This window comes from Mesorhizobium sp. M1307 (genome assembly GCF_040318155.1).
GTDB lineage: Bacteria > Pseudomonadota > Alphaproteobacteria > Rhizobiales > Rhizobiaceae > Mesorhizobium.
Genome location: NZ_JAMYLR010000032.1, coordinates 1 through 14,125, shown reverse-complemented (window position 1 = coordinate 14,125; position 14,125 = coordinate 1). Strand labels below are relative to the sequence as shown.

Sequence of the window (14,125 nt, the reverse complement as noted above, 5' to 3'; positions counted from 1 at the left end):
CTCTTTTTTGTGCGTAGGCGGCCGTTATGGCTCGATCACGATCGCTTGACCAAGGTGCTCGATCCGCCGGCGGCGTGCAACAGCGGCCGCAGCGGCTCCGAACTGTGGTGGCGGTCGCCCGTTCCGGTGACGCAGAATGCCCATGGTTAATGCGCCCTTAACCTTCCCGCCGCTAGTCTGACAGCCGAATCTGCCGTGTTGCGCGTCCGCGCCCGGCCGGGCAACGACAGACGAGGAAGAGCATGCGTTTAGGGGCTTCAGCACCGCTTGCGCTGGCCGATACGGAGCACGGCATCCGGTCGTTCGCGAGGCGCCAGGTCGGGCGGCTGGTCGGTGCCGGGCTGTTTGCTCTGGTTGGTTTCGGCGTCGCCGCCCTTGCCACCTGGAACGTCGCCGATCCGAGCTTTTCGCACGCCACCGACAATATCGTCACCAATGCAATGGGTTATGCCGGCGCCGTCTTTTCCGACATTGCCATGCAGTTCTTCGGACTTGCCGCCGTTGCGGCGCTGGTGCCGGCGGTGATCTGGGGATTTCTGCTGTTTACCGCGCGCGGCGTCGACCGGCTGCCGAAACGGGCGCTGGCCTGGTTCGGGTTTTCGCTGCTTGGCGCGGCAATTGCCGGCTGCGTCGTGCCGCCCAAGACCTGGCCGCTGCCGACCGGCCTCGGCGGCGTCTTCGGCGACATGGTGCTCAATATCCCGGGCCTGGTCATCGGCGGCTATCCGACCGGCCTCGTCGCCAGCGTGCTCGCCGTGCTCCTGGCAGCGCCGGCGCTGTGGGTATTCTTGTATGGCTCGGCGCTGATTTCGCGCAAGAACGGTTTTGCCGTCCTCGAACAGCCTGCAGTGCCCGATCCGCAGGACGACCTGCTTTTCGACAATGAAGAGGACGAGGGCGACGAAGGTATATTGGCGCTTGGCGCCATCACCCACTGGTGGCTGTCGCTGCGGGCCTATCTGCGCCGCCGCGCCGCGCGCCGGCGCGAGCGCGACGATTTCGAGCCGGAGATGGAACCGCGCCCCAGCGCCTGGCGGCGGGCGGCCGAACGGGTCGAATCGGCCGAGTTCGCCGAGGCGCGGATGAGCCCGGGCGGGCGCGCCCGCGTCGAGCCGGAATTCTTCGCCGCCATGGTCAACGACCGCAGTGCCTCGATCGACCCTGACGATGCCGACGTCTTCGATAACGACGACAATGACGACGACATGGATTTCGCGCCCGAGCCGGCCGGCCAGCGCCGCGCCGCGCCAACGGTCAAGGTGCAGAACTTCCGTTCCGACGCGGCGACACGCGTCGAGGCGCCGGCGCCGCGGCCGGCCCCCGGCGCCCGCGTCCAGCGCGAGGCGCAGACTTCGCTGATCGGCTCGGAAAAATTCGAGATGCCGTCGCTGCACTTCCTGTCGGAACCAAAGAACGTGGTGCGCGACGCCAGCCTGTCCAAGGACGCGCTGGAGCAGAACGCCCGCCTGCTCGAGGGCGTGCTGGAGGATTTCGGCGTCAAGGGCGAAATCATCCATGTCCGTCCGGGTCCGGTCGTCACGCTTTACGAGCTGGAACCGGCGCCCGGCATCAAATCGTCGCGGGTCATCGGCCTGTCCGACGACATCGCCCGCTCGATGAGCGCCATCGCCTGCCGTGTCGCCGTGGTGCCCGGCCGCAACGCGATCGGCATCGAATTGCCGAACGCCAGGCGCGAGACGGTCTATTTGCGCGAGATCATGGCCAGCCGCGATTTCGAAACCACCAAGGCCAAGCTGGCGCTGGCGCTGGGCAAGACCATCAATGGCGAGGCGGTGATCGTCGACATCGCCAAAATGCCGCACGTGCTGGTCGCCGGCACCACCGGCTCGGGCAAGTCCGTCGCCATCAACACCATGATCCTGTCGCTGCTCTACCGGCTGACGCCGCAGGACTGCCGGCTGATCATGATCGATCCAAAGATGCTGGAGCTCTCGGTCTATGACGGCATTCCGCATCTTCTGACGCCGGTCGTCACCGATCCGAAGAAGGCGGTGGTGGCGCTGAAATGGACCGTGCGGGAGATGGAGGACCGCTACCGCAAGATGTCCAAGGTCGGCGTCCGCAACATCGACGGCTTCAACGCGCGCGTGCAGCAGGCCGAGAAAAAGGGCGAAAGGATCTCGCGCACCGTGCAGACCGGCTTCGACCGCCAAACCGGCGAGGCGATCTACGAGACGGAGAACCTCGACCTCGAGCCGATGCCCTACATCGTCGTCATCATCGACGAGATGGCCGATTTGATGATGGTCGCCGGCAAGGACATCGAAGGCGCGGTGCAGCGCCTGGCGCAGATGGCGCGCGCCGCCGGCATCCATGTCATCATGGCGACGCAGCGGCCGTCGGTCGACGTCATCACCGGCACCATCAAGGCGAATTTCCCGACCCGCATCTCCTTCCAGGTGACATCGAAGATCGACAGCCGCACCATCCTGGGCGAACAGGGCGCCGAACAGCTGCTCGGCATGGGCGACATGCTCTACATGGCCGGCGGCGGCCGCATCCAGCGCGTGCACGGTCCCTTCGTCTCCGACGACGAGGTGGAGAAGATCGTCGCGCATCTGAAATTGCAGGGCGTGCCGGAATATCTCGACGCCATCACCGAGGACGACGACAAGGATGACGATGAGCCGTCGGGCAAAGGCAGTGGCGGCGGCGACGGCGGCAATTTCGAGGATTCCGACGATCCCTACGACCAGGCGGTTGCGGTGGTGCTGCGGGACGGCAAGGCCTCGACCAGCTACATCCAGCGCCGGCTCGGCATCGGCTACAACCGCGCCGCCTCGATCATCGAGAAGATGGAGAAGGAAGGCATTGTCGGCCCGGCCAATCATGCCGGAAAACGCGAAATCCTGGTGCCGACGGAGGACGACAAGTTCTAGAGCGCATCCGCACCGGCAACTTTGAACCTTTTGGCGCGTTGCAACGGACGGGCGCCGTGCGGTCCGCCAAACTTAAGCCCAACTGGGGGGCCAGACCAATATAACGAGCAAGCAATCAGATGATGGTGACCGGCATGAAAAACGCAACTCTCGCCCAAAGCAGGGATTTCGCCCCAACCCGCCGGCAGGTGCTCGGCCTCGGCCTGGTCCTGGCCGGTGCGGCGGCCGCCAATGTCGTGCCCGGCTTCCAGCTGCTGGCGTCGGCGCAAGCAGCGGTTCCGGCGACGGCGCAGAAGATCGCCGATCATTTCTCCTCGGTCAAATCGATGAGCGGCGAGTTTGTGCAGTTCGGGCCCAAGGGCGAGCAGACCGGCGGCAAGTTCTTTCTGGAACGACCGGGCAAGATACGCTTCAATTATGACGGCGCCTCGAATTTCAGGGTGATTTCCGACGGCAAGTCGGTGGTCATCCTCAACAAGAAGCTGCGGACCTCCGACCTCTATCCGCTGTCGAAGACGCCGCTGAAGCTGCTGCTCGACGACAAGATCGATCTGTCGGGTGGACGCGTCAGAAGCGTCAAGGAAGAGGACGATCTCACCACCATCCAGCTTGCCGACAAATCGGTGTTCGGCAATTCGAAGATCACCATGATGTTCGATCCGAAATCCTATGAATTGCGGCAGTGGACCATCACCGATGCGCAAGGCAAGGATACGACGGTGATGATCTTCAACACCAAGGAGGGCGTCAGCTTCGCCCCCGACACCTTCGCCATCGACTATACGGCGAACCGCGAGCTGAACACCAAGACGCGGTAAATTCTCTTCGGGCGTCAGCGCCGCCCCTCACCTGCCTGCCGGCATCCTCTCCCCGTATAGTGACGGGGAGAGGGGCGCTCTCATCGTCGGTTTCGCCAATTTTTCGCATTGCAAAAAGAGCACCAAGCGTGCGGCCAGCCCCTTCTCCCCGTCACTATACGGGGAGAAGGTGTCGGCAGACGGATGAGGGGCAGCACCGGACTCGACCATGACAGGCTCGGCCAAGCGCCGGCTTGTCTTTGCGGTGCGCGGCTGGCAGTAGTTTCCGCGATTGACTTCCGCCGGACCCATCCGGCGGATCTCGCGTTGTCCGGAACCCACATGCCGTTTTCAGTCGCTACCTGGAACATCAACTCCGTCCGGCTGCGTATGCCGATCGTCGAACGCCTGCTGGTCGAGCAGGCGCCGGACGTGCTCTGCCTGCAGGAAACCAAGGTTCCGGACGAATTGTTTCCGGAGAAGGCGTTCCGCAAGCTCGGCTACGAGCACATCGCCTTCCATGGCCAGAAGGGCTATCACGGCGTTGCCACCATAGCGCGGCGGCCGATCGAGGTGGTCGAAAAGCGCCGCTTCTGCGAGATCGACGACAGCCGGCATCTGTCGGTCACCGTCAACGCCGGCGGCAAAACGATCCTGCTGCACAATTTCTACGTTCCGGCCGGCGGCGACGAGCCCGACCCGGCCGTCAACCGCAAGTTCAAGCACAAGCTCGATTTCGTTGCCGAGATGAACGCCGTCCGCGCCGAGCATGACGAGCACTCCGGCTCGATCCTGGTCGGCGACCTCAACATCGCGCCGCTCGAGCACGATGTCTGGTCGCACAAGCAGCTCCTCAATGTCGTCAGCCATACGCCGGTCGAGACGGAAAACTTCGAGGCAATGCGGCTCGCCGGCGACTGGATCGACCTGATGCGGCTCAATGTGCCCTACGAGGAGAAACTCTACACCTGGTGGAGCTATCGCGCCCAGGATTGGCAGGCCTCAAATCGCGGCCGCCGCCTCGACCATGTCTGGTCGTCGCCAAACCTGGTGCCGCATTTTGCCGGCTCTGAAATCCTGCGGCCGGCGCGCGGCTGGGAGCGGCCCTCGGACCATGTGCCGGTGATCGGGCGTTTCAACCTGGATTAGCTTTGTCTCGCCCTAACAACTCAGCGAAACCTGAAGCTATCCGCGATGTAGTCGGGACGGGCGTTCAGCGTGGCGAAAACGTCCTCCAGGTCAGGCGCCCCCGCCAATATGCCCGACAGGACCAGCGTCGTCGCGACGCCGACGCCGTTGCCGCCGGCGATGTCGTGCTCGACGCTGTCGCCGACGCAGATCACGCTGTCGCGCTCCGGGTGGCCCGCCAGTGCCAGCGCTGCCTCGAATATCTGCGGATTGGGCTTGCCAATGCGCACCACGCTGCCGCCGAGGCTCTCATAGAGATCGGCGAGCCGGCCGGCGCCGAAGCGAGGGCCGACGGCAGTCAGCATGATCTTGTCGGGATTGGTGCAGAAGCATGGCACCCGCCGCGCCGCCGCCGGACCAAGAAGCCGGCGATAATGGTCGAGGTCGTAGCGATCGCCCTCGCTGGCGGAAATCAGCACCAGTTCGGCATCGTCGCCGTCCTTGGCCAGGACGAAGGGCAGGCCGTCGACAGCCGAACGGTCATTGTCGCGGCGGATCAGCAGGCATTTTGTCTGCGGGCGCAGGGCTCCGGATGCTGCCATTTGGTGGAAGGAGCGCCACGCCACCTCGCCGGAGGAGACAAAGTGATCCCAGCTTCCCGGTTCGAAGCCGAGCTTCAGCAGGCGGCGCTCATTGGGTTGCGCCCGCTTGCCGGAATTCGAGATCAGTACGATGGTCTTGCCGGCGCGCTTGAGTGCCGACAACGCTTCGACAGCACCTGGATAGGCGCTGGTGCCGTCGTGCAGCACACCAAATTGGTCGAGCAGGAACACCTGATAGCGGTCGGTCAGCGCGGCGATGCCGTCGAGGTGTTGAATTGCCTTGGCCGTCATAAAAGCCCCGCTGCGCTTGCGCCCATCAGCGCCAGCCGCGCCGTGCCGGCAGCGGCCTCCTCCGAAAGAGCCGGCACGAGAGCGACGCCAAGCTTGCGCTGCCGGATCGCTGTCCAGGCCGGATTGGCCGCACCGCCGCCGACGCTCCTGACCGATGTCAGCCGGGGGGCGCCGAGTTCGGCAAGCCGGCGATAGCCGAGCGCTTCGATCGCCGCAATACCCTCGAACATCGCTTTCAGATAGTCGGCGTCGTCGGCGGGCCGCGGCTCGAGGCGCGGCGGCAGCGCCGGATCGGCTATGGGGAAGCGTTCGCCCGGCGCCGGCAGCGGGTAATAATCGAGGCCGGTCTTCGTCGCCGGGTCGATTTTTTTGCTGAGTTCGACAATGCGGGCGACGGGGAAATGCTGGGCCAGCACCTTGCCGCCGGAGTTCGAGGCGCCGCCCGCCAGGTAGGTGTCACCCAGCCGATGGCTGTAGATGCCGAATTGCGGCGCCGAGATCGGCCGGTCGGAGAGGATCTTGATGGTCAGCGACGAGCCGAGCGCGGTAACGCCGTCGCCCGCGGCACTCGCACCGGTCGCCAGGAATGAGGCGCAGCCATCCGTCGTGCCGGCAACGATAACCACGTCGCGCGGCAGGCCGAACATTTTCGCAGCGCTGGCGGTGAGCGTGTCCGTGACATCGCCCGGCCGCACGACGCGGGGCAGGAATTCCATGCGCACGCCGGTCGCCGCGATCCAGTCCGGCCAGCGCCGGGCCTCGACGTCGTAGCCGGTCTTCAGGGCGTTGTTCTCGTCGCTGACATCGAAGCGGCCGGAAAACTGTCCGGCGATCCAGTCTGCCTGGTGCAGCACAGTGGCGACGCCGGGCAGGTGCTGGAAAGACAGCGCCTTGGCGAGACCGGAGGTCGCCCCAAGTGCAGCGCTCGTTGCCGGTGCCGCGCCGGCTATTGCTGTCAGAATAGTGTCGTCAGCGACCTTGTCGTTGTACATCAGCGGTTCGGCCAGCGGCCGCCCGGCGCCGTCGACCGGCAGCAGCGTGCCCGACGTACCGTCGACGGCGATCGAGCGCACTGCCGCGCGATCGATACATTTGAGCAGTTCCGCCAACGTCGCGCCGACCGCCTCCCACCATATGGCGGGGTCGCGGCCGTTCGGCCCAAATCGCTCGAGGGCAATAGCGGAATGCGCGGCAATGGAAAAGTCCGGACGCATGGCGACGGCGCGCGCGCCGGATGTGCCGATGTCGATGCCGATGGCAAGCGGACCAGACGAACGCGGCATGTCAGCTGCCTCCGGCATTGAGTTTCTGGCGATATTTTTCGGCGTCCCAGTTGATCAGCTCGTCATTCTCCGCCGCTGTCAGATAATTCAGCTTCGCCGCGACATCGATCCGCGCTGTCACGTCGGAAAGGCAGCGCTGCATGGCGTCGGCACCGGCGCCGGCGTCGCCGCGCATCAACACGCCGAGTCCAGGAAACAGGATCGCCACGGGTGCGGCGCCGCAGCGCTCGATGACGCGCTTCACACCCTCGTCCGGTCTCGCCACGACCGAGCCTTCGCCGAGAAAGATGACGTGGTCGGGGTAGAGGCTGCCACCCGAAGCCATGCGGCAGCTTTCGGGGTCGATCGCCACCGCATGCGCCTCAACGTCCGCCGGCAATCTGTAGTCGCTGTCGCCGGCGCGCGCCGTCAATGCCGCGATGTCCGGTTCCGCCACCCGGCGCGGCGGCCGCGCCAACAGTCGTGTCACGCGCCGCAGCAGCATGTCGGCCGCGGCGACGGTCTCGGCTGCAACGACCAGGCCGTGATTGCCGAGGATCAGGATATCCACGCCTGGCCGAAGGCGCTCGGCGATACCCTGCGCGAGCGGCAGTCCCGGCCGGCGATAGGGAACATACGCCCATTGATGGCCGTCGAGCCGCCTGGCGGCCTCGGCCTCGCAGTCGGCCTGCACGGCCAGCGAAATGGTCTCGACGCAGTGAACATGCAGAACGATGCGCTGCGGCATCAGCGCATGCACGGTGGTCTCGATCGACGGGCGCAAGCCGCGCGCGTTGAGGGCGCCGACAGTGAAGGCCTGCGGCTGTTCGGCGGCCGGGTCGCGCCGTTCGATGGCGTCGAGCAATGGCGGGATGCCGACCGGCACCATGATGTCCGCGATGAGCGCGTCCTTCAGCCAGGTGCCGGAGGCCTTGATCCAGAGCGTGTCGCCGGCTTTCAGCGAGGTGTTGCCGCCGGCGGCCTGGGTCAGATGCGGGTCGCTGCCGATGGCGGCCGAAAGCGACCGCAGCGCTGCCAGTTCCTGCGCATCCGCACTGATCGTCATCGAAATTCCTCCACAAACCGGCCGCGTGGCCACGGCTTTGGACGTCCCGGTGCCGGGACGAAGACCGACGCTGGTATCGCAGATGCGAGTAAGTTACGTCAACAGTGATGTTATCGCGTCAGATCAGGCTTGCAATCCGAGGCGTGTTGAGTAAGTTGCACCAATTGCCGTGCAAAATGGCAATGCCGTGCAAAATGCTTGGGAGGCAAGCGCATTGGGAGGTAAGGGTTGAGCGACTCCGGCCGCCAGCGCCAGATTGTCGAGCTTTTGCGGGACCGGCCTTTCGCATCGGTGCGCGAGCTGCAGGAGCGGCTTGGCGTGTCGGCGGCGACAGTGCGGCGCGACATCGACAAGATCGACGAGGCCGGCGAAGCGCGCAAGGTCTATGGCGGCATCTCGGCGCTCGATGGCGCTTCGCAAGCCGGCGTCGCCTATGCCAGGCCCTATGACGAGAACCGCGACCTCGCCGTCGAGGCCAAGCGGCAGATCGCCGCTCTCGCCGTCACCATGGTGCGCGACGGCGACGCGGTCATCGTGCATGGCGGTTCGACCTGCTTCCATCTCGGCGTCAAGCTCGCCGACCGCAACATCCGGCTCTACACCAACTCGATGCCGCTCGCGGCCTATCTCAGCGACCACGGCCATTGCGGCCTCACCGTCGCCGGCGGCGAACTGCACCGCGAGCCGGGCATCATCCATTCGCTGACGCAGACGGTGCCGTTCTACGCCTCGAAGTTCTTTCTCGGCGCGCAAGGCATCGGCCAGGAAGGCCTTCTGGAATCGCACCCGCTGCTGGTCCGCTCGATCGTCGAGCTCAGCCTCTGCGCCGACCAGATCGTCGTGCTGGCCGACAGCCGAAAACTGTCGATCCACGCGCGCAATGTGGCACTGCCGCTGTCGCGGATCGGCACGCTGGTCACCGATGACGGCCTGTCCGAGACAGATGCCCGCATGCTCGAAGATGCCGGCGTCATGGTGCGGATCGCGGCTTCCTCGGGAGGCGCCCAGTGAACATCGCCGTCCTCGATTTCGGCAAGACCAATTCGAAGCTGTTCGTCTTCGGCCAGGACGGACAGATCCTCGACGAGCGCCGCAGCCAGCCGAGCTGGATCCACAAAGGCGGCTTCAGCGTGCTCAACGAGCCAGCGCTGCACGACTGGGCGGCTCGCGCCATCGATGCTGCAGTCGACACGCATGGCGTGGAAGGGCTGATGGTATCCGGCCATGGCTGCACCTTCGCGTTGGTCGACGAAGCCGCGCTGACGCATCCGATCCTCGATTACGAGCAGGAACCGCCAGCTGAAATCGCCGCGCAGATCGACCGCCGCATTCCGGATTTTGCCGAGACCTTTTCGCCGCGCCTGCCGCTTGGCTTCAACTACGGCCGCCACATGTTGTGGCTGAACGAGGTGGAGCCCGGTGCCTTCGCCGCAGCGAGATCGATCCTCGGCTACCCCCAATATTGGAGCTGGCGGTTTGGCGGCCGGCCGGTATCGGAAGTGTCGTATCTTGGCTGCCACTCGCATTTATGGGCGCCGCGCAAACGCGATTTCAGCTCGCTGGTCGATGCCGAGGGCTGGCGCGGCCAGATGCCCGCCTTCGAGCGCGCCGGCGCGGTGATCGGCGAGCAGCGCTTCGGCCAGGCCGCGAAGCCAGTCGCCATCCATAATGGCGTCCACGACAGCAATGCCGCGCTCCATGCCTACCGCCGGCAGCAGCTCGGGCCGGTGACCGTGGTCTCGACCGGCACCTGGGTGGTCGTGCTCAATCCCGACTGCCCGCTCGACGCACTCGACGGCGAGCGCGACATGCTGGTCAATGTCGATGTCGATGGCGGCCCGGTGCCAACCGTCCGCTTCATGGGCGGGCGCGAATTCGCCACGATCAGCGCCGGCTGGCAGGGCGCAATCGCGCCGTCATCGATACAACGGGTGATCGACGCCGGCATTATGGCGCTGCCGAGCTTCGCGCCCGGCGGCCCGATGCCGCACCGCCGCGGCGAACTGGTCGGGCGTACGCCCAATGCCGAGGAACGCGCGGCCATGGCGCTGCTCTATGTCGCGCTGATGGTCGATCTGTGCCTCGAGTTGATCCATTCGGACAACACAGTGATCGTCGACGGCGGCCTGAACAATGGCGGGCTGCTTGCCGCGTTGCTGGCGCAGTTGCGGCCCGGGCAGGCTTTCCTGCAGGGCGCAACGCTGGAGGGCAGCGCCACCGGTGCTGCCGCACTTGCCTTCGAAAGCGTCGGACGCGAGTTTGCCACCGAAGCGCCGGAGGCGGTGCATGCGGCAAGTTTCAGCGGCCTTGCCGGCTATCGCAACGACTGGCGCGGCCTTGCCGCCGACCGGGCTGTGGCCAGCGCAGCTGCAGGAGGTGCGCGATGAGCGCCGCCGCCCGGATCGAGACGGTGCGCCAGCCGGTGCTGGAGATGCGCCACATCTCCAAGACGTTCGCTGCGATCCGCGCCTTGCACGATGTGTCGCTGACCGTTCACGCCGGCGAGCTGCACGCGCTGATGGGCGAAAACGGTGCCGGCAAGTCGACGCTGATGAAGGTGCTGTCCGGCGCCTACCGGCCGGACCCCGGCGGCGAAATCCTGATCGACGGCGTGCCGGCCGCGACGGGCGACCCGATCAAGGCGCGCGCCGCCGGCATTGCGGTCATATATCAGGAGCTGTCGCTGGCGCCTAATCTGTCGGTAGCGCAGAACATTTTTCTCGGCAACGAGCCGCGACGGTTCGGCGTTGTCGACCGCGAGCAGTGCAATCGGCGCGCCAGCGAGATCATCGCGCGGCTCGGCGTGACCTTCTCGGCGCGCACTCCGGTCGCAAGCCTGTCGCTCGGCGAGCGACAGCTGGTGGAAATCGCCCGCGCGCTGTCGACCAATGCGCGCATCATCGTCATGGACGAGCCGACCACGTCGCTGACCTCGCGTGAGACCGACCGGCTGTTCGACGTGATCGCGACGCTGAAGTCGCAAGGCATCGCCATCATCTACATCAGCCACCGCATGGAAGAGGTCTACCAGCTCGCCGACCGCGTCAGCGTGCTACGCGACAGCGGCTATGTCGGCACGCTCGACCGCGCCGACCTGAACGCCTCGCGCCTGGTATCGATGATGGTCGGGCGCGATCTGTCGACGTTCTACAAGAAGGATCACCGTCCGCCGGACAGCAAGCGCGCCATCGCGCTGTCGGTGCGCGGCATGTCGGACGGCAATCTCATAAAGAATTGTTCCTTCGACCTCCACAAGGGCGAGGTGCTGGCACTGGCCGGCCTGGTCGGCTCGGGCCGCACCGAACTGGCACGGCTGATCTTCGGCGCCGACAGGCACACATCAGGCATGCTGGAGCTCGGCGGCAAACCGATATCCATCGGTTCGCCGAGCGAGGCGCTCGATGCCGGCATCGCCTACCTGACCGAGGACCGCAAGCAACTTGGCCTGTTTCTCGACATGTCGATCTCCGACAATATCAGCATGGGCGTGCTGGCAAAGGACGCGAAGGCCGGCGGTTTGCGCGACTTCACGGCTGCCGAAAAGCGCGCCGCCAAGGCGGTGTCAGACCTCTCCATCCGCACCAGCTCGGTGCAGGCCAATGCCGGCTCGCTGTCGGGCGGCAACCAGCAGAAGGTGCTGCTCGCCCGCCTGCTGGAAACCGAGCCGCAGGTCGTCATCCTCGATGAGCCGACCCGCGGCGTCGATGTCGGGGCGAAGTCGGAAATCTATCGGCTGATCGACAATCTGGCCAAGAAAGGCATCGCCATCCTGATGATCTCCAGCGAACTGCCGGAGGTGATCGGCATCGCCGACCGCGTGCTGGTGATGCGCGACGGCACCATTGCCGGCGAGGTGACGGCGTCGGAGGGCGAGCCGCTGCGGCAGGAAGCGATCATGGAACTTGCAACGGGAGCGGCTCAGCGATGACCGACAAGGTGGCCGACACGATGAAAGCGGACGACCGGGCGGTCGGCAGGAGCACGAGATGGCGTACCGCCATCGCCGCACTCGGCATGCTGCCGATCCTGATCCTGCTGGCGGTCGGCTTCCAGTTCATCAATCCGCGCTTTTTCACCCAGACCAATCTGCTGATCGTCATGCAGCAATCGTCGATCAACATCGTGCTGGCCGCCGGCATGACCTTCGTCATCCTGACCGGCGGCATCGACCTGTCCGTCGGCTCGATCCTTGCCGCCTCGGCGATGGTGGCGGTGATGGTGTCGCTGGTGCCCGATTGGGGACTGCTGGGCGTGCCTGCGGCCATTCTCGTCGGGCTCGGTTTCGGCGTCATCAACGGGCTGCTGATCGCCTATATCAAGCTGCCGCCCTTCATCGTCACGCTGGGATCGCTGACCGCCGTGCGCGGCGTCGCCCGCCTGCTCGGCCAGGACACGACGGTGTTCAACGCGGACCTGCCGTTCGACTTCATCGGCAACGGTTCGCTGTTCGGCATTCCGTGGCTGGTAATCATCGCGCTGGCGGTCGTCGTCCTGTCCTGGCTGGTGCTCAAGCGCACCGTGCTCGGCACCTGGATCTACGCCGTCGGCGGCAACGCCGAGGCCGCCAGGCTGACCGGCATCAAGGTGCCGCTGGTGCTGCTCTTCGTCTACGGCGTTTCCGGCCTTCTGGCCGGCCTTGGCGGCGCCATGTCGGCGGCCCGGCTCTATGCCGCCAACGGGCTTCAGCTCGGCCAGTCCTACGAACTCGACGCCATTGCCGCAGTCATCCTCGGCGGCACCAGTTTCGTCGGCGGTGTCGGCTCGATCTGGGGCACGCTGATCGGCGGCCTGATCATCGCCGTGCTGTCCAACGGGCTCATCCTCGCCGGTGTTTCGGACATCTGGCAGTACATCATCAAGGGATTGGTCATCATCGTGGCGGTCGCCCTCGACCGTTACCGGCTCCAGGCAGGAGCAAGAACGTGATGGCCCTTAGTCGCCGGCATCCAACGAGCCGGTTTCATGTGTAACGCACCGTGAGAGGCGCGGGGCATCAGGAGGAAAATAAAACAATGAAGACCATCGCTAAACTGCTCTGCGGCGTCGCCCTTGCGGCCGCCGTCATCGCGCCGGCATCGGCAAAGGATCTGAACAAAGTCGGCATCTCGGTCGGACTGCTCGGCAACCCGTTCTTCGTCGCCACCATCAAGGGCATCGAGGACGCGGCCAAGAAGATCAACCCGAATGTGCAGGTGACCTCGGTATCGGCCGACTACGATCTCAACAAGCAGGTATCGCAGGTCGATTCCTTCATCGCTGCCGGTGTCGACGTCATCATGCTCAACGCAGTCGATGCCAAGGCGATCGCGCCGGCGGTGAAGAAGGCGCAGGCGGCCGGCATCGTCGTTGCCGCTTTCGACGTTTCGGCGCCGGGCGCCGACGTCACCGTGATGACCAACAACGTCAAGGCCGGCGAAGAGGCGTGCCAGTATCTGGTCGATCATACCGGCGGCAAGGGCGACTATGTCATCCTCAATGGCCCGGCCTCGTCGTCGATCCTGGAGCGGGTCAAGGGCTGCAAGGACGTGCTGGCAAAGCACCCCGACATCAGGATCCTTTCCGACGACCAGAACGCCGAAGGCTCGCGTGACGGCGGCCTGAAAGTGTTCCAGTCGCTGCTGACGCGTTTCGACAAGGTCGACGCGGTCTTCGCCATCAACGATCCGACGGCGATCGGCGCCCAGCTTGCGGCCAAGCAGCTCAACCGCTCGGAGTTCATCTTCACCGCGGTCGACGGTGCACCCGATATCGAGAAGGAACTCGCCTCCGGCACGTCGATGATCAAGGCCTCGGCTTCGCAGGATCCCTATGTGATGGCCGGCCAGTCGCTGACGATGGCGGCTGACCTGCTTGCCGGCAAGAAGCCGGCCGAGCCGACGGTGCTGCTCGACCCGAAGCTGATCACGGCCGACAATTTGAAGGATTACAAGGGCTGGACCGCGGCTCGCTAAGCCTCCCAAGCCTGGTGGGGGCGGGGGGGCCGGGCGCCCCGGTTTTTGGGGGCCGAGGGGGGGGCCAACCCCGGGTGGCGGGGGGGGGCGGGGGATAAACGGGGACGCGGAGGTTGGTGTAGTTTTAA

General features: G+C 65.4%; 11 protein-coding genes. 8 read left to right on the top strand and 3 right to left on the bottom strand.

Annotation, left to right across the window (positions count from 1 at the left end):
• Positions 1-242 precede the first annotated feature (242 nt).
• From NKH16_RS25760 to NKH16_RS25750, 3 genes are all read left to right on the top strand, one after another.
• Positions 243-2,900: an FtsK/SpoIIIE family DNA translocase gene (locus NKH16_RS25760; protein ID WP_352748448.1), complete on the top strand. Its 2,658-nt coding sequence runs from the start codon at positions 243-245 to the stop codon at positions 2,898-2,900.
• 134 nt (positions 2,901-3,034) lie between these two features.
• Positions 3,035-3,718, top strand: a complete 684-nt coding sequence (locus NKH16_RS25755; RefSeq protein WP_352450147.1) for an outer membrane lipoprotein carrier protein LolA — start codon at positions 3,035-3,037, stop codon at positions 3,716-3,718.
• Between the two features lie 321 nt (positions 3,719-4,039).
• Entirely contained in the window at positions 4,040-4,846 is an 807-nt protein-coding gene (locus NKH16_RS25750; RefSeq protein WP_352748451.1) for an exodeoxyribonuclease III, read from the top strand.
• 20 nt (positions 4,847-4,866) lie between these two features.
• On the opposite strand, the gene NKH16_RS25745 is transcribed toward NKH16_RS25750, so the two are convergent.
• Genes NKH16_RS25745 through NKH16_RS25735 form a run of 3 tightly spaced genes read right to left on the bottom strand, consistent with a single transcriptional unit; the run spans position 4,867 to position 8,046 of the window.
• Entirely contained in the window at positions 4,867-5,718 is an 852-nt protein-coding gene (locus NKH16_RS25745) for a TIGR01459 family HAD-type hydrolase (RefSeq protein ID WP_352748454.1), read from the bottom strand.
• On the bottom strand, positions 5,715-7,001 hold the full coding sequence (locus NKH16_RS25740) for an FGGY-family carbohydrate kinase (protein ID WP_352748457.1): 1,287 nt from the start codon (positions 6,999-7,001) through the stop codon (positions 5,715-5,717). Before NKH16_RS25740 ends, NKH16_RS25745 begins: the two co-directional genes overlap by 4 nt.
• A gap of 1 nt (position 7,002) precedes the next feature.
• Positions 7,003-8,046: a class II aldolase/adducin family protein gene (locus NKH16_RS25735; protein ID WP_352748461.1), complete on the bottom strand. Its 1,044-nt coding sequence runs from the start codon at positions 8,044-8,046 to the stop codon at positions 7,003-7,005.
• 228 nt (positions 8,047-8,274) lie between these two features.
• On the opposite strand from NKH16_RS25735, the gene NKH16_RS25730 reads away from it, so the two are divergent.
• The 5 genes from NKH16_RS25730 to NKH16_RS25710 all read left to right on the top strand — a co-directional run bounded on the left by NKH16_RS25730 (position 8,275) and on the right by NKH16_RS25710 (position 13,997).
• The gene (locus NKH16_RS25730; protein ID WP_352748463.1) at positions 8,275-9,057 is read left to right on the top strand and encodes a DeoR/GlpR family DNA-binding transcription regulator; all 783 of its coding nucleotides are present in this window, start codon (positions 8,275-8,277) and stop codon (positions 9,055-9,057) included.
• Complete coding sequence (locus NKH16_RS25725) at positions 9,054-10,433, top strand: FGGY-family carbohydrate kinase (RefSeq protein WP_352748466.1); 1,380 nt, start codon at positions 9,054-9,056, stop codon at positions 10,431-10,433. The genes NKH16_RS25730 and NKH16_RS25725 overlap by 4 nt, the downstream gene beginning before the upstream one ends.
• The gene (locus NKH16_RS25720) at positions 10,430-11,974 is read left to right on the top strand and encodes a sugar ABC transporter ATP-binding protein (protein ID WP_352748469.1); all 1,545 of its coding nucleotides are present in this window, start codon (positions 10,430-10,432) and stop codon (positions 11,972-11,974) included. Before NKH16_RS25725 ends, NKH16_RS25720 begins: the two co-directional genes overlap by 4 nt.
• A gap of 20 nt (positions 11,975-11,994) precedes the next feature.
• Positions 11,995-12,972, top strand: a complete 978-nt coding sequence (locus NKH16_RS25715; protein WP_502894527.1) for an ABC transporter permease subunit — start codon at positions 11,995-11,997, stop codon at positions 12,970-12,972.
• 86 nt (positions 12,973-13,058) lie between these two features.
• On the top strand, positions 13,059-13,997 hold the full coding sequence (locus NKH16_RS25710; RefSeq protein WP_352748472.1) for an ABC transporter substrate-binding protein: 939 nt from the start codon (positions 13,059-13,061) through the stop codon (positions 13,995-13,997).
• Positions 13,998-14,125: the final 128 nt, after the last annotated feature.